The 26,474-nt window shown below is 67.8% G+C and carries 21 protein-coding genes; 5 read left to right on the top strand and 16 right to left on the bottom strand.

The window, feature by feature from the left end; genetic code table 11:
• The first annotated feature begins 417 nt into the window (after nt 1-417).
• Nucleotides 418-1,215, top strand: coding sequence for a cytochrome c oxidase subunit 3 (locus tag P0R32_RS17770; RefSeq protein WP_276239746.1), 798 nt, complete (start codon nt 418-420; stop codon nt 1,213-1,215).
• A gap of 55 nt (nt 1,216-1,270) precedes the next feature.
• Here P0R32_RS17770 and P0R32_RS17765 read toward each other — a convergent pair whose 3' ends face one another.
• Both P0R32_RS17765 and P0R32_RS17760 read right to left on the bottom strand, forming a co-directional pair.
• Complete coding sequence (locus P0R32_RS17765; protein ID WP_276239745.1) at nt 1,271-4,207, bottom strand: hypothetical protein; 2,937 nt, start codon at nt 4,205-4,207, stop codon at nt 1,271-1,273.
• Nucleotides 4,204-4,815, bottom strand: coding sequence for a hypothetical protein (locus P0R32_RS17760; RefSeq protein ID WP_276239744.1), 612 nt, complete (start codon nt 4,813-4,815; stop codon nt 4,204-4,206). Before P0R32_RS17760 ends, P0R32_RS17765 begins: the two co-directional genes overlap by 4 nt.
• A gap of 939 nt (nt 4,816-5,754) precedes the next feature.
• Between P0R32_RS17760 and rtcA the strand changes: the two genes are divergently transcribed.
• Nucleotides 5,755-6,783, top strand: a complete 1,029-nt coding sequence (rtcA, locus tag P0R32_RS17755; protein WP_276239743.1) for an RNA 3'-terminal phosphate cyclase — start codon at nt 5,755-5,757, stop codon at nt 6,781-6,783.
• Nucleotides 6,784-6,840: 57 nt separating this feature from the next.
• Here the strand turns inward: rtcA and P0R32_RS17750 are convergent, their stop codons facing one another.
• From P0R32_RS17750 to P0R32_RS17700, 11 genes are all read right to left on the bottom strand, one after another.
• Nucleotides 6,841-6,975, bottom strand: coding sequence for a hypothetical protein (locus P0R32_RS17750; RefSeq protein ID WP_276239742.1), 135 nt, complete (start codon nt 6,973-6,975; stop codon nt 6,841-6,843).
• Between the two features lie 117 nt (nt 6,976-7,092).
• Nucleotides 7,093-8,115 carry a hypothetical protein gene (locus P0R32_RS17745; RefSeq protein WP_276239741.1) on the bottom strand — a complete coding sequence of 341 codons (1,023 nt, stop codon included), beginning with the start codon at nt 8,113-8,115 and terminating at the stop codon, nt 7,093-7,095.
• A gap of 342 nt (nt 8,116-8,457) precedes the next feature.
• Nucleotides 8,458-10,515 carry a beta-galactosidase gene (locus P0R32_RS17740; RefSeq protein WP_276239740.1) on the bottom strand — a complete coding sequence of 686 codons (2,058 nt, stop codon included), beginning with the start codon at nt 10,513-10,515 and terminating at the stop codon, nt 8,458-8,460.
• Nucleotides 10,512-11,219, bottom strand: a complete 708-nt coding sequence (locus P0R32_RS17735; RefSeq protein ID WP_276239739.1) for a hypothetical protein — start codon at nt 11,217-11,219, stop codon at nt 10,512-10,514. The genes P0R32_RS17740 and P0R32_RS17735 overlap by 4 nt, the downstream gene beginning before the upstream one ends.
• Complete coding sequence (locus tag P0R32_RS17730) at nt 11,180-12,580, bottom strand: alpha-galactosidase (RefSeq protein ID WP_276239738.1); 1,401 nt, start codon at nt 12,578-12,580, stop codon at nt 11,180-11,182. The genes P0R32_RS17735 and P0R32_RS17730 overlap by 40 nt, the downstream gene beginning before the upstream one ends.
• Entirely contained in the window at nt 12,573-13,415 is an 843-nt protein-coding gene (locus P0R32_RS17725; RefSeq protein WP_276239737.1) for an SDR family NAD(P)-dependent oxidoreductase, read from the bottom strand. Before P0R32_RS17725 ends, P0R32_RS17730 begins: the two co-directional genes overlap by 8 nt.
• Nucleotides 13,409-14,557 carry a galactonate dehydratase gene (gene dgoD, locus P0R32_RS17720; RefSeq protein WP_276239736.1) on the bottom strand — a complete coding sequence of 383 codons (1,149 nt, stop codon included), beginning with the start codon at nt 14,555-14,557 and terminating at the stop codon, nt 13,409-13,411. The genes P0R32_RS17725 and dgoD overlap by 7 nt, the downstream gene beginning before the upstream one ends.
• Nucleotides 14,554-15,675: an ABC transporter ATP-binding protein gene (locus P0R32_RS17715; RefSeq protein WP_276239735.1), complete on the bottom strand. Its 1,122-nt coding sequence runs from the start codon at nt 15,673-15,675 to the stop codon at nt 14,554-14,556. The genes dgoD and P0R32_RS17715 overlap by 4 nt, the downstream gene beginning before the upstream one ends.
• A 7-nt stretch (nt 15,676-15,682) precedes the next feature.
• Complete coding sequence (locus P0R32_RS17710) at nt 15,683-16,606, bottom strand: carbohydrate ABC transporter permease (protein ID WP_276239734.1); 924 nt, start codon at nt 16,604-16,606, stop codon at nt 15,683-15,685.
• Complete coding sequence (locus P0R32_RS17705) at nt 16,599-17,615, bottom strand: carbohydrate ABC transporter permease (protein ID WP_276239733.1); 1,017 nt, start codon at nt 17,613-17,615, stop codon at nt 16,599-16,601. Before P0R32_RS17705 ends, P0R32_RS17710 begins: the two co-directional genes overlap by 8 nt.
• Nucleotides 17,616-17,627: 12 nt before the next feature.
• Nucleotides 17,628-19,004, bottom strand: a complete 1,377-nt coding sequence (locus P0R32_RS17700; protein WP_276239732.1) for an extracellular solute-binding protein — start codon at nt 19,002-19,004, stop codon at nt 17,628-17,630.
• A 306-nt stretch (nt 19,005-19,310) separates the two neighbouring features.
• On the opposite strand from P0R32_RS17700, the gene P0R32_RS17695 reads away from it, so the two are divergent.
• Nucleotides 19,311-20,054 (top strand): IclR family transcriptional regulator, encoded by a 744-nt coding sequence (locus tag P0R32_RS17695; RefSeq protein ID WP_276239731.1) that lies wholly within the window; start codon nt 19,311-19,313, stop codon nt 20,052-20,054.
• Between the two features lie 385 nt (nt 20,055-20,439).
• Nucleotides 20,440-21,810 (top strand): methyl-accepting chemotaxis protein, encoded by a 1,371-nt coding sequence (locus tag P0R32_RS17690; protein ID WP_276239730.1) that lies wholly within the window; start codon nt 20,440-20,442, stop codon nt 21,808-21,810.
• A gap of 26 nt (nt 21,811-21,836) precedes the next feature.
• Here the strand turns inward: P0R32_RS17690 and P0R32_RS17685 are convergent, their stop codons facing one another.
• Both P0R32_RS17685 and P0R32_RS17680 read right to left on the bottom strand, forming a co-directional pair.
• Nucleotides 21,837-22,427 carry a DUF7979 domain-containing protein gene (locus P0R32_RS17685; protein ID WP_276239729.1) on the bottom strand — a complete coding sequence of 197 codons (591 nt, stop codon included), beginning with the start codon at nt 22,425-22,427 and terminating at the stop codon, nt 21,837-21,839.
• Between the two features lie 7 nt (nt 22,428-22,434).
• Nucleotides 22,435-24,726, bottom strand: coding sequence for a DUF6789 family protein (locus tag P0R32_RS17680; RefSeq protein ID WP_276239728.1), 2,292 nt, complete (start codon nt 24,724-24,726; stop codon nt 22,435-22,437).
• Nucleotides 24,727-25,022: 296 nt separating this feature from the next.
• Between P0R32_RS17680 and coxB the strand changes: the two genes are divergently transcribed.
• A complete protein-coding gene (coxB, locus tag P0R32_RS17675; protein WP_276239727.1) occupies nt 25,023-25,820 on the top strand; it encodes a cytochrome c oxidase subunit II in 798 nt (265 codons plus the stop codon).
• Between the two features lie 160 nt (nt 25,821-25,980).
• Here coxB and P0R32_RS17670 read toward each other — a convergent pair whose 3' ends face one another.
• Nucleotides 25,981-26,292, bottom strand: a complete 312-nt coding sequence (locus P0R32_RS17670; protein ID WP_276239726.1) for a DUF7344 domain-containing protein — start codon at nt 26,290-26,292, stop codon at nt 25,981-25,983.
• Nucleotides 26,293-26,474 lie beyond the last annotated feature (182 nt).

Here is a 26,474-nt window from a genome sequence, read left to right as displayed (position 1 = left end):
CCTCCCCGAACGCGGAACAGCGAATTGCGGACGACACCGGGGGTGTTCTGCCGAATATCGCTCCCTGAGTGGAACGACCTATCACTCGAGTACGGTGGATCGATATCCCACGTTCTAGAAGTGGGGTATGTCGATCGCTCCCGTCGCCGCTCCACTCGCCGCCGCTCGGAACGTGTGTGGCTGACCGACTGTCGACGAGAGACGAGCGACCCGACGACACAGATCCAGGCGCAGACACGAATTGCGGACGACCCCGGGGGTGGGTGTTCGGGGGACAGCGCCGCACACCGTGGTCTGGTGACTGCCCGCGAGCGCGTACAGCGCGACTGCGACGCGGCGTCTCCCGTCGGTGTGGGACCGCGACAGCGACGCTGGACCCCGCGGTGCCTATTTGGGACAGCGCCGTGACACGAACGTATGGACGGGACCGACGCCGCCGCCGCGGACCACGACGCGGCGGAGCACACGAGCAGGTGGCCCATCGTCGCAGCGGTCGGCGCGGCGGCGCTGTATCTCGGCGCCGGCGGTGCGATGGCCGTGGGTGACGCGCTTCCCCGGACGCCGCTACTGGTCGTCGCCGGTATCGGCGTCGTCGTGGTCGTGGGCGGTCTCGCCGGGTGGGCACGGGAGGCGTTCTTCGCCGGCGAGGCGGGGAGTCGCTCGCAGTTGTACGTCGGCGGGATGTGGCTGTTTCTCCTCTCGGACCTGGCGACGTTCGCCGCGGGGTTCGTCTACTACGCGTTCGTCCGCTCGGGGACGTGGCCGCCGTCGGAGTTGCCCCCGTTGCTCGGGTCGCTCGTGCTCGTGAACACGGTCGTCCTCGTCGCGAGCAGTGTGACGGTCCACTTCGCGCACGACGCGCTGGAGTCCGGGAACCGTAGCCGGTTCCTCGGGCTGTTGGGAACGACGGTAGCTCTCGGGGCCGTCTTCGTCGCGGGACAGGCGTACGAGTACTTCGAGTTCGTCACCGCGGAGTCGTTCACGCTCTCTGACGGCGTGTTCGCGAGCGCCTTCTACGGACTGACTGGACTGCACGGGTTGCACGTGACGCTGGGCGTCGTCATGCTCGCACTCGTGTTCGTGCGGTCGCTTCGCGGCGCGTACTCCGAGGGGAACGACACCGCCGTCCGGACGGTTTCGCTGTACTGGCACTTCGTCGACGGCGTTTGGATCTTCCTGGTCGCGGTGTTGTACGTCGGTGCCGTCGTCGGGTGACCGCTCGCCGACCGTCGGCGGGTCGCTGGACGGCGTCGACCCTCGTTCGGAGGCGCTACCGGTGATGGGTTCGAACCAGTAGCAGCCCCAACAGCCCGATCAGCGAGAGGTTCGCCCCCCAGACGAACAGCCGCCCTCCGTCGTCGACTGGCGCAGCGAGCGACGCGACCGGTGTGAGTGACCTGTTCCCGGTCGCGGTGACGTTAGGAGTGGTTGTCGTGAACGTCATCTGAGTCACGTCCGCCGTGGACGTCGGGGAGGCGGTCGCCGTCACGGTCGGGAACGCGGTGGTCGTCGGCCCCGTCGGCGTCGCCGTGGGTGACCCCGGCCTGGCTGGCGGGATCACGAACGGTGCCGGCGTCGCCGTGGTCGTGGGCGGCTGGGTAGCCGTTGCAGTTTGAGTCGCGGTGGGTGGCAGGGTTGCGGTCGGCGTTTGCGTCGGGGTCGCCGTCGGCGTCACGGTGGCCGTGGGCGTTGGTGTCGGCGTCGTCGTGGCAGTAGCGGTGGCCGTCGGAGTGGTTGTGGCTGTCGGAGTCGCGGTGGCCGTCGGAGAAGCGGTGCCCGTTGGGGTACCTGTCGGGGTTGCCGTGGGCGTCGTGGTCGACGTGGCCGTCGATGTGGCGGCCGCTTCGAGGGTAATCACGAGCGTGTCGTTGCCGTTGAGCGCGACATCCCGTCCGTCGTCGGTCGTCGCGTTCAGGCTGTAGTTGCCCGGTGTGAGGCCGTCGACGGTGACGTTCTCGTCGGGACCCACTGCCGCGAGCACGACTGGTCCAGAGTCGTTGGTCACGGTCACCGAGACGCCGACCGGGTTGGGGTTCTCCACGCTGAACTCGGCGGTGTCGACGACGACGAGGAGCGACGTCAGCGGTGGCTCGGGGGGCTCGACGGTGAACGCGTACACGTCGCTGTCGTTGATCGGGACGGGTTGCCCGTTCTCCGTCGTCGCCGTCGCATTCCAGTCGCCCGGTTCGAGGTCGACCAGCGACTCGGTCGACGTTGCCGGCACGGTCAGCACACGGGAGGCTCCCGTCTCGTTGGTCGCCTCGACCGTCACGTCGACCGAATTGGGGTTCTCGACCAGCAGCGACTGACCCTCGACGGTCCCGACGAGCGACGCCAACTCCGCCGTCGTGGGCGACTCGGGGGCCTCGACGGTGAACGAGACGGACTCCGCACCGTCGATGAGCGCCGTCTCGCCCCCCTCGCCGGTCGCGGTCAGCGTGTAGTTGCCGGGCACCAGAGCGTCTCGTGTCGCAGTTCCGCCCGCGGCCACCTCGAACGATTCGAGTACGCCTGACTCGTTGGCGAGGCTCACCGTCGCGTTCGCCGTCGACGGGTTCGACACCGTCAGCGTGGCGTTGTCCACAGTCGCGGTGAGCGACGCCTGTCCGACCGGTGCCGCGACGGAGACGGACAGCGACGGCTCGCCGTTGATCGGAACCGGATCACCAGCGTCGGTCTGTGCCGTGAGCGTGTAGGTGCCGGGGGCGAACTGGAGCGTCGTCGTGTCGCCCGCCGCTACGGTCTCGTTCTGGACGACGCCGGTCTCGTTGGTCGCGGCCACGACGACTGGCGCGTCGTTCGGGTTCGTCACGGAGACGTTGTCCTCGCCCACGACCGCCGTGAGGCTCTCGCTGACCGTCGGACACGACTCGACCGTCACGGCGACCTCGGACTCGTTCTCCGTACCGAGCGGGACTGCCGTCCCGTCGCCCGTACTCGCCGTCAGCACGTAGTCGCCCGGGCCCTGCGCGAGTCGTCTCGTCTCGCCCGCCGCGACACCGAACTGGTCGGTGCCGTTCGGGCCGTCGACGGTCACCGTCACGGGCACGTTGTTCGGGTTGGTGACCGTGAGGTTCTCGCAGGCGCTGGCGACCCCGAGCGACTCGACTCGCGGCGGGTCGTCCGGGTCGAGCGGGTCGGTCCCGTCGTCGACCTCCGTCCCGTCGAGGAAGCCGTCGCGGTCGGTGTCGGGGTCGGTCACGTTCGTGCCGAGCGTCTCCTCCGTGTCGTCGGAGAGGCCGTCGCCGTCGGTGTCGATCGGTGTCGGGTCGTTGATGTCGAGCGGGTCGGACCCCTCTTGCACCTCGACACCGTCCGGGATCGAGTCACCGTCCGTGTCGGGGTCGAGCGGGTCGGTGAACCAGACGGTCACCTCGTCACCGTCGTCCAACTCGTCGCCGTCCGTGTCGGCGTTCTCGGGGTCGGTCTCGATTAGTTCCTCTTGGGCGGTCCCGAGTCCGTCACCGTCGGGGTCCGGTGGCGCGGGGTCGTCCGGATCTGTCGGGTCGGTGCCGCGTTCGACCTCGGCGGCGTCGGTGAGGCCGTCGCCGTCGGTGTCCGCGAGGGTCGGGTCGGTGCCGAGGTCGACCTCCTCACCGTCGTCGAGGCCGTCGCGGTCGGTGTCGACGGCGAGCGGGTTCGAGTCGTAGGCGTCGACTTCGGTGCCATCGTCGAGGCCGTCGCCGTCGGTGTCCTCGTCCTCCGGGTCGGTGCCGAGCGCGCGCTCTTGGGCCAGCGTCAGGCCGTCGCGGTCGGCGTCGGTCTCGTCCGGGTCGTTGGGGTCCAGCGGGTCGCTCCCGTCGTCAACCTCGTCGCCGTCGTCGATACCGTCGCGGTCGGTGTCCGCCCGCGTCGGGTCGGTGCCGAGTTCGACCTCGTCGCCGTCGTCGAGGCCGTCGTCGTCGGTGTCCCGGTCGAGCGGGTCGGTCCCCTCGACGAGCACCTCGGTGCCGTCGTTGAGGTCGTCGCCGTCGGTGTCGACGTCGCGCGGGTCAGTGCTAATGAGGCGCTCTTGATCGTCCGAGAGGCCGTCGCGGTCGCGATCACCGGACGACTTGTATTTGTCCTTGCCCTTCTTGCGCCCGTCGTTGACGATCTTCGTCGGGCGCTTCTCGTTGTCCCGCACCGCCTTCTTCGTCGTCTCTGCCGCCGCGACCTGGACGATCACTTGGATCTGGACGACGTTGACGACCTGTACCTGTGTCACCTCGCCGAGGACGCCCTCGCAGGCACCCTCGCCGCCGACTGGATCTGCGTCACGCTCGCCGACTGACTCTGTGAGAGCGCGCCCGCCGCCGCGCCCGCCGCAGCGATCTGGATCTGCTCGATGCTAACCGTCTGACTCTGCGAGATGGCACCCGCGGCGCCCCCGTGAGCGGCGGCTTGGACCTGCGTCACCGTCGCGCGCTGGCTCTGCGAGACGGCGCCCTTCGCACCGCCGAGCGCCGCCACCTGGATCTGTTTCACGGTCGCCTGTTGGCGCTGTTCGAGCGATCCCTCGGCGCCGCCACGGGCGGCGCCGCGGACCTTCTCGGACGCCCCGGGTCGTTCGAGTGCCCCGTACGCACCACCCTGGGCGGCTTCCTGCACCTTTGAGACGTCGGTGACGTCGCGCTTGGCCGCGCCCCTCGCCGCGCCGGCGGCGGCACCCGCCGCGGCGAACTGCACCTGCGTCGTCGAGACGCGCTGGGCCTGCGCGAGTGCGCCGTGGGCCGCGCCGTACGCCGCACCCTGAAGCTGTGTGGCGGTCGCCGACTGTGACTGGCTGAGTGTGCCGTCGAACGCGCCCGCGACCGCCACCTGAATCTGCGTCACGTTCGCGGACTGGGCCTGTACGAGCGCGCCGTGTGCCGCCCTCGCGCGGCGCGCCTGACCTGCTCGGCGCTCGCTCGCGGGTGCCGGTCCACGCGCGCAGTGACGGCGTCCGTAGCCGCTTGGATCTGTGCTTGCGTCACCGACGCTCCCTGCTGTTGGGCCAACTGAGCACCCTCCTCGACCCCTCGTTCGGCGGCGTCACGGTGCGACTGCTGGAGGCGACTCGTGTCCGTCCCGACGTCGGGCGCCGGCCCGAGCACGCCCAGGATCCGGACTCCTGCACGGCGGAGGTCGCTGGACCGCCGACACCGACGCTGTCGCCTTGGGTCGCCGCGGCACTTGCGACCACCATCGTACTCGTGACGACGAGGGCTGCGACGACGACGATGGACACCCGCCGCACCACCCAGCGCCCGCTACGCCGTCCACGCCGTTCACGCCGTCCCCGTCGTTCACGCGGTTCCGTCACCATCGTCGGATCCCACGTGTGTCCACCGAACGACCCGGTCGTCCATCTCGGGTCCGCGCTCTCGGTTCCTGCCCACCCGCCCGCCGCCGGAGTCGGCTCGCACCGGCAGATCCTGACAGTAGATCATGACAATATCTAGCACGCTCGCCGAGTGCCGAGTTGACTGTTGCTTCGTAGTCGGTCTCAGCTACGGCCACGATTCGGCGTGACACTGGCCGGTTCCTCCGAACGCGCTCAGAGATGGCTTCGACTTGGTGGTCCGTTGCTCAGCGAAAGCCGGCAGAGCGGGTGGGGTGTCGGTCGACTAAAACGAGGTACTCGGAGTCGGTTCGCCCCGGTACGGGCTTGCGCGTGCGGTCCACTGGCTCGTGCGTTCGCGGTGCCATCGAGCTGGCGGCGGCGCTTTGCCTCGACGACGAGTCGCATCGCCGACCACCAAGACGAAGCGGGTGTCCAGCGACGTGTCGGCCGTGATTACCATCGACGGGCGCGACGGGGGCGGCCAAGTGCTCAGAACGGCGTTGAGCCTTTCGGTCATCCTCGAACGACCGTTCCGGATCGAGCACATCCGGGGGAACCGGCCGACTCCCGGCCTCAAACCGCAACACCTCACGGCGGTCGAGGTCGTCACGGAGTTGTGTGACGGGACGGTGTCGGGTGCGGAACTCGAGTCCGATACCCTGCGCTTCGAGCCCGGAGACGCCCGCGAGACGCCGCTCGACGCGGCTATCGGCACTGCCGGAAGCATCCCGCTGCTGTTCGACACCGTCCTCCCGATAGGCGCGTTCTCGGCCGTCCCGCTTCGAGTGACGGCTACAGGCGGGACGGACGTGAAGTGGTCGCCGACCGTCGCCTACCAGCAACTGGTCAAACTCCCGCTGTTGGCGACGTGGGGGGTGGAGGCAGACGTGGAGGTCAAGCGGACCGGCTTCTACCCCGCCGGCGACGGCAAGGCCGTCCTTCAGACGCGCCCGTCGTCGGTGTCGCCGCTCACGCTCGAACACCGGGGCGCGATCGACCGCGTCGACATCTACTCGAAGGCCACCGAGTCACTGCGCGACGCGCGGGTCGCACAGCGACAGGCGGACCGCGCGCGAGCGCAGTTGACGGAGGCGGGCCTCCGAACGACGACCGGTGCGGTGGAGTACGTCCGCAGCCGGTCGACCGGATCGTCGCTCCTCCTCCGTGTGGGTACTCGCGACGCCGTCGCCGGGTTCAGTGCCCTCGGCGAGCGCGGTCGGTCGTCCGAACAGGTGGCCGACGACGCCGTCGAACAGGTCTTCGAGTTTCGGGACGCGACGGCACCGGTCGACCGGTTCATGGCCGACCAACTGATGCTGTTCCTCGCGCTCGCCGGCGGGCGCGTTCGGATTCCAGCCGTGACCGACCACGTCCGAACGAACCGCGCGGTCCTGGAGGCGTTCGGGAGCGACGTGCACCTCGACAGTCGCGACGACGGAACACACGTGCTCTCCGCGGCCGCGCATCCAGCGCTGTGACTCGCTTCGGCGCCTGCGAATCACTCTCCGTCGAGACCGATCGGTGGAGCACGACCGCTACGTCGTGATGTCGCCGTCCATCTCGTGCACCTCCCAGACGTGGTCCTGCAGTTCCTCGCGCGTCTCGAACTCGTCCTCGCAGAGGTCGCACTCGAACGGTCGGTCGTCGACGTCCGCGTCGCGGTGGGCCATGCCTGATCCCAGTCGACGCGACGAACTAACCGTACTGTCACGTCGGTTGTCTGTCATCGTCACGACGTGTCATGTCGCTCGTCCGGTCAGACGTTCGCCGTCCAGCTGAACGCTGAGCTAGCGGTCAGCGAGCCATTCCGTCGGCGACGCTTCGAGGAACCGAGCCGGTGCGACGGCGGCGGCGATGAGGAGCACCGGGCCGACGAGGAACCCGGCCCAGGTGACCAGCGCCGCGAGACCGGCCACGGCGAGTCCGACCCGCGTCCGGGCGTCGAACCGCCCCTGCGACCGTCCGGCGACACGGATCGCCCAGCCACCACAGATCGCGGGCACGACGATGTACGCCGCCGTCACGAGCGCCCCGGCGGTCGGTCCCGTCGCCGCCAGCGTCAGCCCGGTCTGGACCAGCGTGTTCACGCCGCTGGCGAGCACGAGGAGGCCGCCACCGAGCAGGAGGGACTCGGCGACCGGCTTCCCGCTCGTGTGCCGACGGCGCCGAGCGAACACGCCGACGCCACCGACGACCGCGAGGACGAACGGTCCGAGGGCGAGGGCGAGCGGCTGCCCCTCCCACAGGCGATTGTCCACGAGGCTGAACGGTACGGTGGCGTACTCGGCGGGGGTGAACGACTCCTGGTAGCCGATGGCGACGCCGGCTCGACCGCTCCGATTCGCCGGTTCGTAGAGCGCGACGAGGTACGTCGTCCGACCGTCGCTCGCTCGCTCGAAGGCCGCCGTCTCGTAGTTCGCCGACGGTGCGAACGGCTCGTACCCGGGCGTCGCGGGGCGTTCTCCCTCCACCACGACTGCGCCCATGCCGTCTGGGACGGAGACTCCCGGCGGAGCGTCGTCCCCGTCGATCTCAGGGGCCATCACGACCAACGATGGGGTGAACGGTCCGTCGTCGGGGGTGAACGCGCTCACTTTGAGGCGTTCGCCCTCGTCGACGGTGATCCGATAGTACTGTGCGCCGCCGTCGTCGATTTCGTCGTAGTACGACCACGACTTCGCGGCGTCGGTCACCGTGACTGCGAAGGTCGGGCTGTCGTTGTCGCCAGGGTCGCTCGGGACGTGCCCGGCCACCGGTGTCACGACGAGCACGAGCACGAGCAGGACCAACGCAATTCGTCGCCGAGTCACTTACCACAGAACGGACTGAACGGGCATATGGCTATTCACACCGGAAGGTGGCAAATAGAGGCCACCCAGGCGGTCGCTTCTTCGGGGCGAGCCGCCACACACTCGGCCGTGTCTCTCGTCTCGTCGTCGGTACTCGATGAGAGCCCTGAGAATGGCTGTCTCGTGGGCGAGTCGTGAGGATCGGGGTCGCGAAAGCCGCGACACAAGAGTCGTGGACAGCGCGACTACGCCGCAGGCGTCCCCGAACAACTCCGGGTGGGTCGATCCACCCGGGATCGACCGTGACGTCGGTCCTGCCCGCAGCAGTCTCCGACTCCCCCGGCGCTCACGCCGGCGTGACTGTCACTCGGTGTCGACGAGACCGAGACTCGAAGCGGGCGCCTCGACGACGCCGACGCCGAACGGCGACACCGTTTCGGCACCGACGATCCACTCGGCGTCGGCAGGACCGTCGACCGTCACCGACTCCGAGCCGAAGTTCAACACCCACGTCACTCCATCGCGTTCCGCGAGTCGAACTGTCTCCGGGAGGCGCTCTGTGTGGCCGACGCCAGCTCGGCCCAACAGGTCGGACACGAGTGCGTCTGCCAGCGCCGTGCCCGGCTGGACACCGCAGTAGGTCACGGCCCCGTCGCCGACGTCGTGGTGTAACAGCGCCGGGTTGCCTTCGGCCGTCCCACTCTCGTGGCGACCGACGACGGTCGCGTCGTCGGCAACGAGCCACTCGCCCCAGGTGTCGAACTCGTACTCGTCGCCGCGATAGCTGAGCTTCGTCGCCAACGTCTCCGGTGGGGACTCGTGTTGGTCGACGTGACCGCCCACGAGCGACGTGAACGGGCCGGGGGCCAGGTCGGGCTGGAGTCGGTTGCCGGGGAGCTTATACCCCGACCGTGGGCCGAACAGAAGCTGTCCGCCCTCGTGCAGGTACGACTCGAGGTGATCGGCCAACGCCCCGTCGGCGAGGTGGAGCGTCGGTGCGACGACCGCCGCGTACCCGGAGAGGTCCGCCTCCGGTTGCACGACGTCGACCTGTACGCCACGGCCGCGCAGCGCTCGGTAGAACCGGCCGACAAGCTGCCAGTAGTCGAACTCGGGTGAGTGTGGCTGTTCGGACAGCGCCCAGAGGTCGTCGTAGCTGAACAACAGCGCGACGGGTGCGTCGACGCCAGCCAGATCCAGCTCGGCCAGCTCGGCGGCCGCCTCGCGCGCGTCCTCGAACCCGCGGTCGGGGGTGCCGTCGTGGCGGAGCAGCCCCGCGTGGTACTGCTCTTGGCCCTGTCGACAGCGGCGCCAGCGGAAGTACGACACCGTGTTCGCGCCGTGCGCCACCGCCTGGTGAGCCCACAGCCGCATCGCGCCCTCGCCCGGTTGGGGGGCGTACGGCGGCCAGTTGATGTCGCCCGGCTGCTGCTCCATCACCCAGAAGCCGGCGGGCGTGCGGTACAGGTCGTGGTTCAGACTCACCTGGTCTGGGTCGCCCGCGCGGAGTCGCTCCGGTGTCGACTCGCCGAGTCGGCGGTCCTGGGCGAAGCCGGTGGGGTACGAGTCCCACGTGGCGAACTCCAGCGACTCCGTGACGTCGTACGCGTCCAGCGTCGGGAAGTTGCCCATGAAGTTGTGGGTGACGAACCAGTCGGCGTTCGCCTCCCGCAGGATGCCCGTCTGGAGGCGGTTGTAGTCGACGGCGCTGTCGCTGGCGAAGCGACCGAAGTCGAGCAGTCGCGACGGATGGTGCTCCGTCGCCGTGTGGCGCGGCGGGTCGACTTCCGAAAAGTCGGCGTGCTGTTGGCTCCAGAACGTCGTCCCCCACGTCTCGTTGAGCGTCTCGACGTCGCCGTAGCGCTCGCGACACCAGTCGCGGAACGCAGCGCCGCAGTCGTCACAGTAACAGCGGATCGTTTGGTGACAGCCGTACTCGTTGTCGGTCTGCCAGCCGACGACGTGCGGATTGTCGGCGTAGTGATCGGCCATCCGCGTGACCACACGCTCGGTCTCCTCGCGATAGGCGTCGGAGTTGAAGCAGTAGTGGCGCCGGCTCCCGAACGCGCGCGTCGTCCCGTCGGGCTCCTCCTGGAGGATCTCTGGGCGCTCGTCGACGAGCCACTTCGGCGGCGTCGCCGTCGGGGTGCAGAGGACGACATCGATCCCCGCCTCTCCGAGCAACGCGACGGCCTCGTCGAGCCACTCGAAGTCGAACTCGCCGCGAGTCGGCTCGATGCGCCCCCACGAGAACTCGGCCATCCGGACGACCTCGATGCCCGCCTCGACCATCAGTTCGACGTCACGCTCCCACCGGTCTCGTGGCCAGTGCTCGGGGAAGTAGCAGACGCCGATCCGCGGCGTCGTTGGGTCGTGCGGTTCGTGTGCGATGCGGCCGTCGTCGGTGTCGTCGTCGGTCATCGTTCGGTGAAGGGGATCGTCGTCTCTCCGGGGTGCACGGTCACGCGAACCGTGCGGTCGGTCAGCTGTTCGCCCACACTCGTCGTCACGCTCGGCGGAACCGCGAGTGTCACGTTCATCGGCTGCTCGGCGGCCGATGTCATCACGAGCGACCCGCCGACACACTCCACGTGGGTTAGTTGTGTGGCCGCGTTCGCGAGGTGATGTGCAGCGACGACTCGCGGCTCGTCCGACGCCGGCGCCGCGTGCACCAGCAACACGCCGTGGGGCGGGACCTCGCGTTCGATCGGTCCGTCGTGGAGGCCGTCGTCGCCGAAGGCGTCCACGGCGACGACCGCGTCGGCGTCGAGGTACTCGGCCGGGTCGACCCGCACAGTCGCGGCTTCGTCGTCCCAGTTGAACGCAGCGACGGCGACGGCGTCGTCGGCAGACCGTCGGCAGACGACGCGCGCCGGGAGTTCCGTGTCGCCCACGCCGACGACCGAACCGGTGTCGACCGGCGGCAGTGTCCGTTCGAACAGATCGCGACCAGCCGCGTCAATCTCGTCGACGGCGTCGCTGAGGACGTTCGTCCCACCGGTGAGAGCGACGAGTGCGGCGAACGACCGCCGCTCGGGGTCGGTCAGGTCGGTCGTCGTCCGCACGAGTTGACAGTCGGGGTCGTTCAGCCACAGTCGGCGGTGACAGAACTGACGGTTGAGCACGTTGCGAATCGCGTTCTCGTGGGCGGGTTCGCTCGCGGCGTCGCCCTCGCGACGCCAGTACGGCGCCGTGTCGGGGCCGACGCGCATCGCGTCGACCAACCCCACGCTGGGGAATCCCGGTGCGCCGCAGCCGAGGACGAACGCGTCGCCGACGGCCTCTCGGATCGTCGCCAGCCCGTGCCGGTACGCCTGCGCGCGGGTGACGTCCCCGTGCCGCTCACCCGGGAGCGCGGCGGCGTACAAGAAGTCGAGTTTGAGGTACTCAATCCCCACTCCTCGACGACCGTGCGGAACGTCTCCCGGAGCCACTCGGTTGCACCGGGGTGGGTGACGTCGAGCCCGTACATCGGACCGTGGCGGGCGCCGGCGTCGACCGGCGCACCCGCGCCGTCCGTGATCAGCCACTCCGGGTGGTCTGCAGCCAACTGAGAGTCGGCTTGGACGTAGAACGGTGCGAGCCAGATGCCGGCTGTGTGGCCAGCGTCGACGATGTCGTCGCGCAGGGCACGCATGTCGTCGAACCCGTCGGCGAGAGTTCGCCAGTCGCCGAACGCTTGTTCGTAGCCGTCGTCGATCTGGATCACGTCGAGTGGGACGCCCCAGTCGTCGAGTGCGCCGACGTTGTCGCGCACGTCGTCCGCCGTCACCTCGGTGAAGTAGTGGTACCAACTGCACCAGCCGGTGGGGGCCGCCGCCGGTACACGTGCATCCATCCGGTCGGCGACGGCGTCGGCGATGGACGCCAACGCCGCGTCGACCGTTCGGGTCGCATCGACGCGCAGTGTCGCAGCGGTTCGACACTCGCCAGGTGACACCGACACGCCGTCGCCAGGGCACAAGGCGGTGAGCCGCACGGGCGCGGTAGCGACGTCGAAGCGGCTCAGATACGCTTCGTGGTCGAGGAAGCCAAGCGTCACCGACCCGGCGTCTCCGGACAGCGCCGTCACGGCATGACTCGTTCGTCCTTCGTCGGGCGCCGCCACGTCGGTCATCTGCGGCACCGACTCGACCGACTCCGGCGGGAACGGGTCGTCGAGCGGCGTCGTCGCCGTGGGCGTCCACGACTGGTAGCCGTGCTCGAAGATCCGGTCGTCAGAGGAGAACGCCGTCTCCGCGTCCGAGATCACGCAGATGTCGCCGAGCGCTCGTTGCTCGTCGGTGTCGTTCGTCGCGGTGACTGTGATGTCGACCGCTCCGTGGGCCGCCGACAGCGACACACTCGTCGAGAGCGGCGTCCCGTCGGTGCTCGTCGCCGACACGCGCCCCGACAGGAGCGTCGTGTCGCCGGCGACAACGTCGATGTCGCCCGACTGGGGATCGAACGCGACCGTCGTGTCGCCGGCGCTCGCGCGCTCAGTCACGCTCTGTCTCCTCCTGCCTGCGGGCGCGGTAGTCCGGGAGCGTGTCGTCCTGCATGACGGCAGTTCGCCCGCCGTCGACGAGCAGGTTCGCCCCCGTGACGAAGCCCGCCTCGTCGCTGGCGAGGAACGCCACCGCCGCGGCGACGTCCGCGGGCGTCCCGAGTCGGCCGACGGGGTGAATCGACTCTAGGTGGGCGCGATACTCCTCGTCCATGTCAGTCGTCGTTCGGTCGATCGCCACCCAGCCGGGGTTGACCGTGTTCACTCGGATGTCGGGCCCCAGGTCGAGCGCCATCGCGCGCGTCATGCCGTTGATCCCCGCCTTCACCGCGTTGTAGGGGAACATCGCGGGCATCGTGCAGATCGCGTGGTTCGACGACATGTTGACGATGGCTCCGCCGTCCATGCGCTCGGCGGCTTCGCGCGCGCACAGCCAGAACGAGCGGAAGTCCGTCTCGAGGACGAACGCCCAGTCGTCCATCGTCGCCTCGTCGACGGCCGTGTTCGTCTCCACGCCCGCGTTGTTGACGAGGACGTCGACGCCGCCGAACGTCTCGACGGCGGCGTCGAACAGCGCCGCGATGTCGTCGGGGTCGCGCATGTCCGCACGGACGAACGTCGCGTCGCCGCCGTCGGCCTCGATGTCGGCGACGGTCGCCTCGCCGGCGTCCCTGCTGCGTCCGGTCACGATCACACGTGCGCCTTCGGCGGCGAGCCGTCGTGCGACGCCGGCTCCGATGCCGCGGGTCGACCCAGTGACGACCGCCACTGTGTCCACGAACCGGTCGCCCGTGGCGTGTGCGTCTGTACCCTCGTCTGCGCTCCCGCTCACCATTCGGCCACGCTCCCGTCCTCGTGGCGCCACACGGGATTGTGCCAGTCGACGTCGCCCGTCATGTCGCGGACGTGGTCCTCGTCGATCTCGATCCCGAGACCCGGGCCGTCGGGGAGTTCGATGAAGCCGTCGTCGAACTCGAACACCGAGGGGTCGGCGAGGTAGTCGAGCACGTCGCTCGTCTCGTTGTAGTGGATGTCGAGGCTCTGCTCTTGGATGAGGACGTTCGGCGAGCAGGCGTCGACCTGGACACAGGAGGCCAACGCGATCGGCCCCAGCGGGCAGTGGGGGGCCATCGCGACGTCGTACGCCTCCGCCATCGCTGCGATCTTCTTCACCTCGGTGATCCCGCCGGCGTGCGAGAGGTCGGGCTGGATCACGTCGACGGCACCGTTCTCGAACACCTCTTTGAAATCCCACCGCGAGAACATCCGCTCGCCCGTCGCGATCGGGACGGTGGTGTGGCCTGCGATCTCCGGGAGTGCGTCGTTGTGCTCGGGGAGCACCGGCTCCTCGACGAACATCGGCTCGTACGGCTCCAACGCCTTCGCCAGCCGCTTGGCCATCGGCTTCGACACGCGACCGTGGAAGTCGACGCCGATGTCGACCTCCGGCCCGACCGTCTCGCGAACGGCCGCCAGCCGCTCGCGGGCGGCGTCGATCGACGCCGGCGAGTCTACCCGACGCATCTCCGGCGTCGCGTTCATCTTGAGCGCGGAGAACCCTTGATCGACCTTCTCGGCGGCCGCCTGTGCGACGCCCTCGGGCCGGTCGCCGCCGACCCACTGGTAGACGCGGACGCGGTCGCGCGCTCGCCCACCCAGCAGTTCGTAGATAGGGGCGCCGAAGTGTTTGCCCTTGAGGTCCCACAGCGCCTGGTCGATGCCGGCAATCGCCGACATGAGGACCGGACCACCGCGGTAGAATCCGCCGCGGTACATCGTCTGCCAGTGGTCTTCGATCGGCATCGGGTCCTCGCCGAGGAGGTACGTGTCGAGCAGTTCCTCGACGGCGGTGCGGACGGTCCGCGCGCGCCCTCGACGACGGGCTCCCCAGCCGACGCGGCCGTCGCTCGTCTCGATGCGGAGGAACAGCCAGCGCGGCGGCACCTGGTACAGTTCGTAGTCGACGATCCGGGTCATTCGGCCACCTCCGGCTCCTCGATGAGCGGTGCGCCGGCGTCGGTCTTCGTCTTCAACGCTTCGCTCGTCAACGCGTCGAACAGGTACAGCGAGTCCTCGTCGAAGGCGAAGTCGACGGTGTCGCCGGGCGACGGTCGGGCGCTCGGGACGACCCGCAGCGTCAGTTCCTCCTCGCCCATCGTCGCGTACAGGAAGTTCTCGTTGCCCATCGGCTCGAGGACGGTCGTCTCGATGGCGACGCCATCGTCGACGAGCGTCATGTCCTCCGGGCGAATCCCCACGCGGACGGTGTCGTGTCCCTCGACTGGCGAGGGATCGTCGAGCGTGTACTCGAACCCACCGGGCCCGTGGAGCGTCGCGCCCTCGACGGTCGCGTCGAAGGTGTTGATGCTCGGCGAGCCGATGAAGTCGGCGACGAACTCGTTGACGGGCGTGCGATACACCTCTTCGGCGGTCCCCACCTGCTGGAGTTCACCACCGTCCATGATCGCGATGCGGTCGCCCATCGCCATCGCCTCGGTCTGGTCGTGCGTGACGTACACCGTCGTCACGTCCAGGTCGTGCTGGAGTGTCTGCAGTTCCGTGCGCATCTGGGCGCGCAGCTTCGCGTCGAGGTTCGACAGCGGTTCGTCCATGAGGAACGCCTCTGGGTCGCGGACGATCGCCCGTCCCAGCGCGACGCGTTGTTGCTGGCCGCCCGACAGCTCTTTGGGCTTCTTCGCCAGTAGGGGCTCGATCCCCAGCAACTCGGCGACGTCTTCCACCTTGGCGTCGATCTCGGCACTGGTCATCGACGAGGACAGCTTCAGCCCCATACCGATGTTCTCCCGCACGTTCATGTGCGGATAGAGGGCGTAGTTCTGGAACACCATCGCCACGTCCCGCTCGCGCGCTCGCAGGTCGGTGACGTCGTCGTCACCGAAGGCGATCGTGCCGTCCGTCACGTCTTCGAGCCCCGCGATACACCGCAGGGTGGTCGTCTTGCCGCACCCCGAGGGACCGACGAGGACGAGGAACTCCCCGTCGCGAATCTCTAGGTCGACGTCGTCGACCGCGACGATGTGCTCCTCGCCGGTCTCGAACTCTTTTCGAACAGTCTGTAATGTGATACCTGACATGCTTAACTCACTCCTTGACGGCCCCTGCGAGGATCCCGCTGACGAACTGCTTCTGTAAGAACAGGAACAGCAGGAACACCGGGATCACCGAGAGGGCCGCTGCGACCATGATCTGGTCGTAGTAGACGCGCTGTGCGCCGACGAGTTGGTTGATGGCGACCGGGATCGTGTACTTGCCCTGGTCGAGGATGACCAGCGGGAACAAGAACAGGTTCCACTGGAAGAGGAACAGGATGATCGCCAGCGCCGCCAACGACGACTTCATCGTCGGCAGCGCGATCTTGTAGTACAGTTGGAACTCCGTGGCGCCGTCCATCCGGGCCGACTCCAACAGCGCGTCGGGGATCGACCGCATGTTCTGGCGCATCAGGAAGATACCGAGCGGGTTCGCCGCCCACGGGAGGATGATCGCCCAGTAGTTGTTCGTCATCCCGAGCTGGCTCATGAGGAGGAACAGCGGGATGACGAGCAGTTGGATCGGCAAGATCAGCGTCGCGAGGATGGCGTAGAAGATGGGCTTCTTGAACCGGAACTCGTACTTCGCGAACGCGAAGCCGGCCATCGAACACAGCAGCAGCGACAGCGCCGTGTACACGACCGCGACGAAGATACTGCTCTCCATCGCCCCCATGTCCCACAGGTGCCAGAAGTCGTACGCGAAGTAGAACGGACCCACGTCGATGTACTGGGTCATCTCGCCGGGGTGGCCGACGAACTGGACGTTCTGGCGGGCTTGCAGCGACTCGAAGTTCGCGAGGAAACTGTCGCCCGGCAGCAGGCGCGGCGCCGTCGACGAGAGGAACTCCGACTCCTTCAGCGTCGACGCGACCGCGATCCAGTACAGCGGCACCATCGTCACGGTGGCGCCCATGAGGATGAACGCGTAGGTGAGGAACTGCCACACCGCCTCGCGGCGCGTCTCCTCACGCATCGTCGGACCCTCCGACGCGCAGTTGCGCCGCCGACAGCAGGCTGACCACGAAGATGAGCACGTACGTCAACGCGCTCGCGTAGCCCAGCCGGAAGTCGATGAACGCCGTCTGGTAGATGTACTGCACGATGGTGATCGTCGAGTCCAGCGGTGCGCCACCGCTGTTGATGATCACGGGCTCGCTGAACAGTTTGAACGTCCCGATCGTCGAGGTGACGAACACGAACAGCAGGACGGGCCGCAGCTGCGGCACCGTCACGTACCGGAACTTGTCGATCCGGCTGGCGCCGTCGATCTCGGCGGCCTCGTACAGCTGTTGGGGGATGTTCTGCAGCCCCGCCAGCAGGATGATCATGTTGTAGCCGGTCCACCGCCAGGTGACGGCGCCGACGATGGTCATCCGTGACCAGAACGAACTACTGAGCCACGGGATCGCCGGCAGGCCGACGCCCGTGAGCACGTAGTTCACCAGGCCCGTCTCCTGCATCAACAGGAGGAACACCGTCGAGTAGGCGACGAGGTTCGCCGACACCGGCAGCGCGAGCACGGTACGGAACACGCCGCGGAACTTGACGAACGAGGCGTTGAGCGCCACCGCGAACAGCAGCGCCAACCCCACCATCAGCGGCACCTGCACCAGCAGGATGAACAGCGTGTTGAACGACGCCTGCAGGAACAGCGTGTCGGTGAACATCGCCGTGTAGTTTTGGAGCCCGACGAACTGGAGCTCCGCGATGCGGGTCAACTGGAACTCGAAGCCCGGCAGATCGATCCACAGCAGCGTCTCGTCGCTCACGCCCTGGAACCGGAAGAACGAGAGGTAGAACGTGTACAGGATCGGGAACCCGAGGAACAGCGAGAACAACAGGAACGTCGGCAGGAGGAACAGGTAGCCGACGCCGCTCTCGCCGAGGCTCGGAAGCCGACGGCTCAGCGCCTGTCGAAAGAACCGAGCCCGGTCGCGGACAGTGGCGTCCGACAGCGGCTCGTTGGAAGTTGGTGCGGCCATGCTGGTGAGCAATCAGGCGAGGTCGCGACCCGTCCGGTCGGCGACCTGCGTGGCCGCCGCGTCGATCGCTTCCTTGGGGGTCTTGTTGCCCGTCATCATGTCGCGGAAGTGGGTGTTGATCGCCTTCGTGACCTCCGGCGTGTCGACCGTGTAGCGGTACGGTGCGATCTCGGGGGCGATCTCGGCGAACATCCGACCGGCCTCCTGGCCGTCGAGGAACTCGCTCCCCTGGTCGAACGCCTCAGACTCGTAGGCGGACTCCAGCGCCGGGAAGATCCCGTACTCCTTGTACATGGTAAGCTGGTGCTCCTTGCTGCCCAACGTGTAGGCCATGTAGTCCCACGCGCGACGGGCCGTCTCGTCGTCGACCTGCTTCGCGATGGTGACGTTCGAGCCGCCCCAGTTCGTCGCGCGCGAGCCGCCAGACTCGATCGCCGGCGGCTTGATGGCGCCCCACTGGCCGGCCGTGTCACCGAGCTCGGCCTTGAGGGTGCCCTCGATCCACGCACCCGCGGTCAGGCTGGCAGTGGTTCCCTCGCCGAAGGCGGTGAACCACGCCGACGACCACGAGGCGAGGTCGTTCGCCACGCCCGAGTCACGCAGGCGCTTGAGGATGCGCGCCACCTGCAGACTCTTGTCGGAGTTGATGTTCACCGCGCCGTTGCTGGTGAACGGCTGGCCGCCGAGCTGGCGGAACATCATCCGCCACAGACCGTCGTAGTCGTTGGACGGGAGGTTGAGGAGGTACTGTCCGTCGGGGAGCTTCTTCCCCTCCTCGATGTACTGGTCCCACGTCTCGACGCTCGTGGGGTCGATGCCGTGCTCTTCCATCACGTCGCGGCGGTAGAACGTCCCGACGGGGCCGATGTCCCACGGGAGCGCGTAGGTGCCGCCGTCCTTCTCGAGGGGGCCCCACTTGCCGGGGACGAACTCCTCTTTGATGCCGGCCTCCGCGAGCCAGTCAGAGATGTCGCGCAGGCCGCCCGTGTCGACCCACGAGGCGGCGTCGACGCTCTCCATCATCGCCGCGCCCGGTGCCCCCGAGCCCGACAGGAGCGTCGATTTGAACTTGTCCTTCATGTCGGCGCGACCGATCTGGGTGATCGTGATGTCGCCACCGTGTTCGGATTCGTAGGGGTCGTCGATCAGGTCCAGCGACTTCGCAGCGACGTCCCAGCCCCACACCTCTGCGGACTGCGCCATCGCCGGTCCGCTCGACGTGGTCGAACTGCCGCCGCCGTCGCTCCCGCCGTTGCCACTCGTCTCGGTGCCACCGTCCGACGGTGCAGGGTCGCCCGTCCCGATACACCCGGCCAGGCCCGCCAGGCCCGCCAGGCCCGCTCCCTTCAGCACACGTCGCCGCCCAGTTGTGTTGGTACGCTTTGACATAGCCGTCCTCATCGTCTACCAACTATTCCTATATAATTGTACGGGGTCTGCCATCCCATTCGGCGGGTAAACGGCTTCTAGCACCACTTTCCCCTCCCCGAACAACCGTATTCATAAGCAAGCCGTTCATCATCGCTGAACGGAATAGTCGGTGGGGATTAGGCGAAATATGGTCTTGTGGGGGTTCTAGATGGCGGATTCGAGTGATTGGGCTGATCAGGCGTGTCCCTAATGAACAATCACGATGGAGAGTCAGCGTTCAGCTTTGGTGAACGATTTATATACCTTGCCTCACGGAACTAGGCCATGGGCGAGTACCCAGTCGGCGCCAGCCACACCACCGCACGAGTCGTCGACGCGCTGCTCGAGGTTGACGACGCCGGCGTGTCCGAGTTAGCCCGCGAGCTCGGGCTCTCGAAGGGAACTGTCCACAATCACCTGCAGACGTTGGAGCGACTCGGCGTCGTCCGCGCGAGTGACGGTCGCTATCGGCTCGGACTGGCACTGCTTGACGCCGGCATGACCGTTCGCGACCGGCGGTCGCTGTACCGGAGCGCTCGCGAGTTCGTCACCGAACTCGCCGAGACGACCGGGGAGTCCGCCGTCCTCGCTGTCGCGGAGGGCGACGACGCGGTGTACGTCGACGTCCGCCGACCCGAGCGCAACCACTACCGCTTCCGGGCCGGCAGTCGCGTCCCACTCCACACGACCGCGCCGGGGAAGGTGTTACTCGCGCACCGATCGGCCGACGAGATCGATCGGTACGCGACCGCGGTGGACGCGACGCCCACCGACCGCACGTTCGACGGCAGCCGCGCCCTACGGAAGGAGCTCCGATCGGTCGAGGACCGCGGACTCGCATTCGACCGCGGGGAGTTCAGCTCCGACATGCGCGGCGTCGCGGCGCCCATCACCGCCGGTGGGACTGCCGTCGGCGCCCTCGGCGTCCAGGGACCAAACGAACGATTCTCGGGGAAGCGGCTCGACGAGGACCTCCCCGGGTTGGTGTTGAGCACGGCGAAGCAGGCCGGGCTCGCACTCGATCAGTAGTGTTCAGTTTTGGTGAACGCTGACGACTCCCGGCACCGCGTTTCTTGTCGCTGAACGCCAGTGTCCGCGGCAGTTCATCGGTTTCACGCCGAATAGGTGACTGTCTCGCGGACGACCCGGCTCGCGCCACGGCGATGTGACGTCGCGTCCGCGAATCGGACCGCCCGACCAGTCGCTCGACGGACTCGTCGGCAAATCGACACGCACAGTGGGCCCAAGTCGCAATTCTGCAATTTGCGTGCGAACGCTTATCAATATCAGTCCGAACCCGTCGAGTGACACTGCGCTGCGGCACGCACGACTGATCCCGTTCCCGAGTGGGGAAGCGACGGGAGGCAGACGGCTTCGTCACCCGCCGTCTGTGCGGACACCGGATGTGAACACGATGGAACTCGACCACCCTGACCACGACGCCCAACGGACGTACAGACGATCCGTCGAGGGGACCACCCCCGACGAGGAGAAGGACCGCGAGCAACTGCGACGCGAGCGCGACGAGTGGCGACACCTGTTCGACCAACTCGTCGAGGAGTTCCCTGAGCCGATCCTCGCGGTCGACGACGAGCGGGTGTTGCGCCACTTCAACGCCTCCGCGGTCGCCAACTACGGTCGCCCGGAGTCCGAGGCGATCGGCACGATGGGGTACGAGTTCTTCGGAACCGAGGGGAAATCCGAGATCCTCGCCGAGACGGTCGCACGGACTGGCGATGCGGTTCGCGAGGAGGAGTTCCGGAAGGTCCCGACGCCGGACGGCGACATGTGGGTCCGCGCGATCGCGGTGCCGATGGAGACGCTCGACGGCGAGGTGATCGGGTCGGTCGAGATGACGCCGGTCGTCACCGACCTCGTCAGACAGCGCGAGCGGATGGCCGCCGCACAGCGGACCGTCTCCGAGGAGATACGCGCGGTGCTGGACCGACTACGAGACTCCGCCGAGAACGTCGCGGACAGCTCCGTTCGGAGCGCCGACATCGCGGCTGACCAACACGAGAATCTGGAGGCGGTTGTCGGCGACATCGCCGACTTGAGCGCGAGCGTCGAAGAGATCGCTGCGACGGCGGGCGAAGTCGAGACCACGAGTATGCGTGCAGAGGAGGTGGCTCGCGACGGGCAGTCGTCCGCGAAGGAGGCGATCGACGCGATGGAGTCGGTCGACGCCGCCGCCGACGAGATGGCGACCGACGTGACCGACCTGCGTGAGCGGATCGCCGAGATCGACGGGATCGTCGAAGTGATCGACGGCGTCGCCGAGCAGACCAACATGCTCGCACTCAACGCCTCCATCGAGGCGGCGCGGGCGGGCGAAGCCGGCGAGGGGTTCGCCGTCGTCGCCGAGGAGATCAAAGAACTCGCGAACGAGTCGCGCCAGCAGGCCAGCGAGATCGAGGCAACCATCGAGGACGTTCAGGAGACGACCGCCCGGACCGTCGACGGGATCCGCGAGACCAACGAGGAACTGTCAGACGGAATCGAGCAGGCAGAGGCGGTCATGGCGGCGTTGACGGACATTGTCGAGGCCGTGAGCCGGACGGCAGAAGGGATCGCCGACGTCGCCCGTGTGACCGACGACCAGGCGGCGGGCACCGAACAGGTCGCGACGACCGTCGAGGAGGTGGCCGAGCGCGCACAGGAGTTGGCGGGTGAGATCGAGACGATCGCGGACGCGAACGGCGACCAGACGCGACTGGTCAAAGAGATCGACGAGTCGATCGCCGAGTTGGAGGCGGAGATGTCGGCCATCGGCGCCGACCGCTGACCCCACCGCTCACACCCGTGTCCCGGTCACCGATTCTCCTCTGCCCGGCCGCGCGACGACTCGTCGCTGTCGGCGTCGGCGCCGGTTTCGGTCGCCGTGAGGTCGACGCGGCTCTCACGCTCCAACCGAACCAGTCGTCGATACAGCGGCGGCATTAACACGCACACCGTCCCGAGGCCGATCGCGAACACGCCGAGCGGGAAGCCGAGCGAGGGTGCGGTGAAGCAGGTGTTCTCGGCGACGATCGTCGCGTAGTACCGCTCCCCCTCGTAGGTGATTACGGCGCCGCGCTCGAAGGCTGCGCGGTTGGGAAACGCACCGTCGACGTGGGCCTCTCCACGCGGCGCCGTGAGCGCCTCCTCGAACGCCTCGCGCTCGGCGGCGCTCAGTGCCTCGACGTCGAGGCGGTCGAACTGTGGCGCTCCGTCGCCGACGATGTCGGCAGTCCGTTCGGGGGACTCGACGGCGATGGTAGGCGATCCGCAGTCGCGCAACTCGTCTTGGACGAGCGCGTAGCCGCCCGGCACGGCGCCCGCGATGCCGACTGCGATCAGGAGGACGCCGACGAACGGTGCGACGTAGGTGAACAGCGTCGAGGTCGCCTCGTCGTCGCTCATCGCTCGCTCACGCCTCCGTCCCCGCGTGGTCGTGGCGCTCGCGCCGCTTTGCCTGGAGGTAGCGGAACGTGACCGCGAGGCCGACGCCGTACGCCCAGTGAGCGACGAGGACGAACGCGACGTAGCCGACGAACGCGAGCCCCGTCTGCCCGGTGTAGAAGGCGATGAGGAACCCCGAGGAGATGATCGTCGCGAACACCAGCCCCGTCTCGAACAGCAGTCGCCCCGGGAGGTACTCCGCGAACGCGAGGAACAGCAGCGGCCACGTTACCGCGCCGCCCACGAGGAACAACAGCGCGCCGACCAGCGGCGTCCCCGGGAGGCCGACGAGTTCGGCCAACTCGGTGAGCGCGATCGGATCGAACACGCCGACGAGTGCGGCGGTGCCGAGGCCGCCCGCCATCAACACTGTCCCGACGACACCGCCCGCGGCGGCGACCGAGGCGTTCTCGACGACCGTCCGCCACGTCGACCCCACCGCGCCGGCGGTGAGCGAACTCGCCGACGCCGCCTCGGCGTCGAACGCGGGGCGCACCTCGTCGGGGTCGGGTTCGTACGGGTCCATATCGTACCGGTCGACGAGCCGTCGTTCGAACCACTGCCACTCGTTGGTGAACTGGTTCGTCCGCTTGAGGTCCCACGGGTCGGTCGTCTCGACGCGGGCGCCCTGCCAGTACGACACGAGCATGTTGTACAGCCACAGCAGCGCCGAGAGGCCGACGACGTACGCGCCGACGGTCGCGATCTGCTGGGCCAGTTGGTACTCTGCGGGGTAGATCGCCTGTCGCCGCGGGAGGCCGAGGCCGCCGATGACGAGCAGGGTCATGAACGTGACCGTCGAGCCGAACACGAGGAGCACGGACTGGAACCGGGCGAGTCGCCGATCGTACCAGCGCCCGGTGATGAGCGGGTACCAGTAGTAGCTGGCGGCGATCATCAGGAAGGGGATGATGCCAACGACGATGAGGTGGAAGTGGCCGACGACGTAGTAGGTGCCGTGGTAGAGGATGTCGATGGGGATGACCGCGAGGAACACGCCGGTCACCCCACCGATGATGAACGTCCCGATGCCGCCGACACAGAGGATCATCGGCGCGGTCAGGCGGACGTCGCCGTCCCACATCGTCGTGAGCCAGTTGAACACCTTGATCGCGCTCGGGACGGCGATGGCGATGGACACCGCCATGAACGACGCCTTCAGCCGCGGGTCGATGCCCGTCGCGAACATGTGGTGCGCCCAGACGCCGAAGGAGAGCACCGACAGCCCCAGTGTCGAGTAGACGACCGCGCGGAAGCCGAACAACGACCGGCCGACGAACTTCGGAAGGATGAGGCTCATCAGCCCCGTCGCCGGGAGGAACAGGATGTACACCTCGGGGTGGCCCCAGAACCAGAACAGGTGCTGCCAGAGGATGGGGCCGCCGCCCTCGACGGCGAAGAACGTCGTCGCGAAGTTGCGGTCCATGAGCAGCATCACCAGCGCCGACCCCAGCAGCGGGAACGCGAACAGCGCGATGCCGCTGGTGACGAGCATGTTCCACGAGAAGATGTCCAGATTCGCCCACGTGACCCCCTCGCCGCGCTCGAAGGCGACGGTCGCGATGAAGTTGATCGCGCCCACCGTCGTCGCGACGCCGCTGAGGTGCAGGCCGACCAGTAGGAGGTCCACTTGTGGGTTCGGCGACTGGATCGACAGCGGCGCGTACAGCGTCCACCCGACCGCCACCTCTCTGACCGTGAGGATGAACGGGATGGAGTCTGGGTCGACGAACAGCGTGAGTCCCTGCCCCGCGACCTGGAAGAACAGTCCCGCTCGCGCGAGCAGGAGCGCCGGCGGGAGCAGCCAGAAGCCAATCGCGTTCACCCGCGGGAACGCCATGTCGTCTGCGTCGATCATCAGCGGGAGGACGTAGTTGCCGATGCCGAAGAACACGGGCGCGACGAAGAAGATGAGCATCGTCAGCCCGTGGGTGGTGAACAGCGCGTTGTACGTCTCCGGCGTCCAGATGTCCGCCGCGGGCGTGAGCAACTCCGTCCGGAGCATCATCGCGTCGACGCCGCCCCACAGCCCCGCGACGGTGCCGAACGCGATGTACAGCAGGCCGATCTCACGGTGGTTCGTCGTCGTGAGCCATCGCAGCGCCTCCTGCTGGAGCCGTTCGATCTCGTCGAGGAGCGCGTCGCGTTCGACGTAGCCCCCGTCGCTCGTCAGCCGGTCGCCCCGGGCACGCCACCACAAGCCGACGCAGGCGACGAACAGCGTCGCCAACACCGTCACCTCGACGACTGCGCGGTTCATCCGCCCGCGCGCCGCCGCCGGTCTTCGGTCGGAGGCCCGTCGTGTCGCATTGTCACGTGATGCCATTCGAATTGACATAAAGTCCGGGGAGGGTTCCGGTCGCCCGTGACGGTCGAAGCACGCATATACGACGGCGGTGGACGCGCCGGCGACCGGCTACCGACCACCGCCAGGCAACCACCGCGTCGGCCGAACGAGGGTGGCTGTCGACCCGAGCGGCGACACCAGTCTCTCGGGGTCTGGTAGGCGCACCAACACTTAACCGACGCTGTGGAGATGTCACACTACGAACCGATATGCGCAGACACCGCGGACTCGCGGAGGTGCTCGCGGTCGTCGGACTGGTCGTCGTGGGCGTCGCCGGAGTCGTGGCGCTGTCGGCGTCGCCCGCGGCCGCCCAGTCGGTCAATCGGGACGCCATCGACAACCTCAACGAGCAACTGCTGTACGTCGCGTTGCCCCTCGTGCTGTTCGTCGAGATCACGCTCGTGTACGCCGTCTACCGCTTCCGTGACAACGACGACCCGACGCCAACGACGAAGGACTCGCCGCTTGAGATCACCTGGACGGCGGCGACGGGGGTGATCCTTCTGTTCGTCGGCGTCTCGGCGTACTTCGTGCTCGCGAACCCCTACATCACACCCGCCGCCGCGAGCGGCCCAACGGTCGAGACCGACGGCGACCCCGTCGAGGTGGACGTCGTCGCCTACCAGTGGGGGTGGGAGTTCCGCTACCCCGACGCCAACGTGACGACCGACACGCGTCTCGTGCTCCCACGGGGCCGCGACGTCGTCCTCTCGTTGCACACCCGGGACGTGATCCACTCGTTCTACGTCCCCGACCTCGGCCTCAAACAGGACGCGGTCCCCGGCCAGACGACGCCGATCCGAACCCGTGCGACCGAGACCGGCGAGTACCGACTGTACTGCGCCGAGTTGTGCGGGGTCGGGCACGCGCGGATGCACGGCACCGTCACGGTCGTCTCCCCGTCAGCGTACGACGAGTGGCTCGCGACCGGAGAACTCCCTGCCGACGAATCGACCACCGCCTCGGAGAACGCCACCGCCGTTCGGCAGGCCGGGATCGCGTTCTGACACCGTCAGGTGCTGCAGACGCGGAACGATGACGCCGCTCGTGGTCGGTCTGTCGGGGACGTATCCAGCGACCGACCAACAGTGGCTGTGTGGATATGTCGATATCTACCGATTCGCATCTGAAAAATGGACGCGCACCGGCGCGCCACCTCCCGTTCGCCTACTTGCTCGGGGTCGGGTCGACCCAGCCCGACACCGGGTCGTAGGTGATCACGCCGAAGTCGGACAGCTTCGGCAGGTGGACGTGGTGGAGAGAGATGACGAGGTCGCGCTCGTCGTCTACGGTAGCGTCGTCGAGCGTCTCGGCGACGCGTGCGGCGAGGGCCTCCAACTCGATCGTTTCGCGGGACTCTTCGACGACACTGAGGACGGCACGACGGCGGGCCGAAGCCAGTAGGTCGTGCCACTCGCTTTCGGTCAGATCGTTCGCGTGCCTGTTCTTCGTCGCCGATTCGGTTCGTGAATACACCATCGGTGAAACCGGGTGGGTTACGTCGAACCCGGCGTGATTGTTCCTATCGTGTCTGGCGCCCTAAGCGTGTACTAACGGTGATTAGGTACGACGGAAGGCATCTTGCACCCGAGCTGTCGCCCCACCGTCACGTCTGGATGCAGGATACCGCCACAGTAGGTACGGATTCACTCGGGACGGAT

Source organism: Halobaculum marinum, assembly GCF_029338555.1.
Lineage (GTDB): Archaea > Halobacteriota > Halobacteria > Halobacteriales > Haloferacaceae > Halobaculum > Halobaculum marinum.
This window is presented reverse-complemented; position numbering and strand designations above follow the sequence as displayed.

Bases quoted from the DNA above. Each gene is read 5' to 3' on its own strand.
- P0R32_RS17685 (WP_276239729.1), bottom strand. From the start codon at position 22,427: ATGAGCGACGACGAGGCGACCTCGACGCTGTTCACCTACGTCGCACCG.
- coxB (WP_276239727.1), top strand. From the start codon at position 25,023: ATGCGCAGACACCGCGGACTCGCGGAGGTGCTCGCGGTCGTCGGACTG.
- P0R32_RS17700 (WP_276239732.1), bottom strand. From the start codon at position 19,004: ATGTCAAAGCGTACCAACACAACTGGGCGGCGACGTGTGCTGAAGGGA.
- P0R32_RS17695 (WP_276239731.1), top strand. From the start codon at position 19,311: ATGGGCGAGTACCCAGTCGGCGCCAGCCACACCACCGCACGAGTCGTC.
- P0R32_RS17750 (WP_276239742.1), bottom strand. From the start codon at position 6,975: ATGGCCCACCGCGACGCGGACGTCGACGACCGACCGTTCGAGTGCGAC.
- P0R32_RS17710 (WP_276239734.1), bottom strand. From the start codon at position 16,606: ATGCGTGAGGAGACGCGCCGCGAGGCGGTGTGGCAGTTCCTCACCTAC.
- P0R32_RS17740 (WP_276239740.1), bottom strand. From the start codon at position 10,515: ATGACCGACGACGACACCGACGACGGCCGCATCGCACACGAACCGCAC.
- P0R32_RS17705 (WP_276239733.1), bottom strand. From the start codon at position 17,615: ATGGCCGCACCAACTTCCAACGAGCCGCTGTCGGACGCCACTGTCCGC.
- P0R32_RS17725 (WP_276239737.1), bottom strand. From the start codon at position 13,415: ATGGTGAGCGGGAGCGCAGACGAGGGTACAGACGCACACGCCACGGGC.
- P0R32_RS17680 (WP_276239728.1), bottom strand. From the start codon at position 24,726: ATGAACCGCGCAGTCGTCGAGGTGACGGTGTTGGCGACGCTGTTCGTC.
- P0R32_RS17690 (WP_276239730.1), top strand. From the start codon at position 20,440: ATGGAACTCGACCACCCTGACCACGACGCCCAACGGACGTACAGACGA.
- P0R32_RS17715 (WP_276239735.1), bottom strand. From the start codon at position 15,675: ATGTCAGGTATCACATTACAGACTGTTCGAAAAGAGTTCGAGACCGGC.
- P0R32_RS17770 (WP_276239746.1), top strand. From the start codon at position 418: ATGGACGGGACCGACGCCGCCGCCGCGGACCACGACGCGGCGGAGCAC.
- P0R32_RS17670 (WP_276239726.1), bottom strand. From the start codon at position 26,292: ATGGTGTATTCACGAACCGAATCGGCGACGAAGAACAGGCACGCGAAC.
- dgoD (WP_276239736.1), bottom strand. From the start codon at position 14,557: ATGACCCGGATCGTCGACTACGAACTGTACCAGGTGCCGCCGCGCTGG.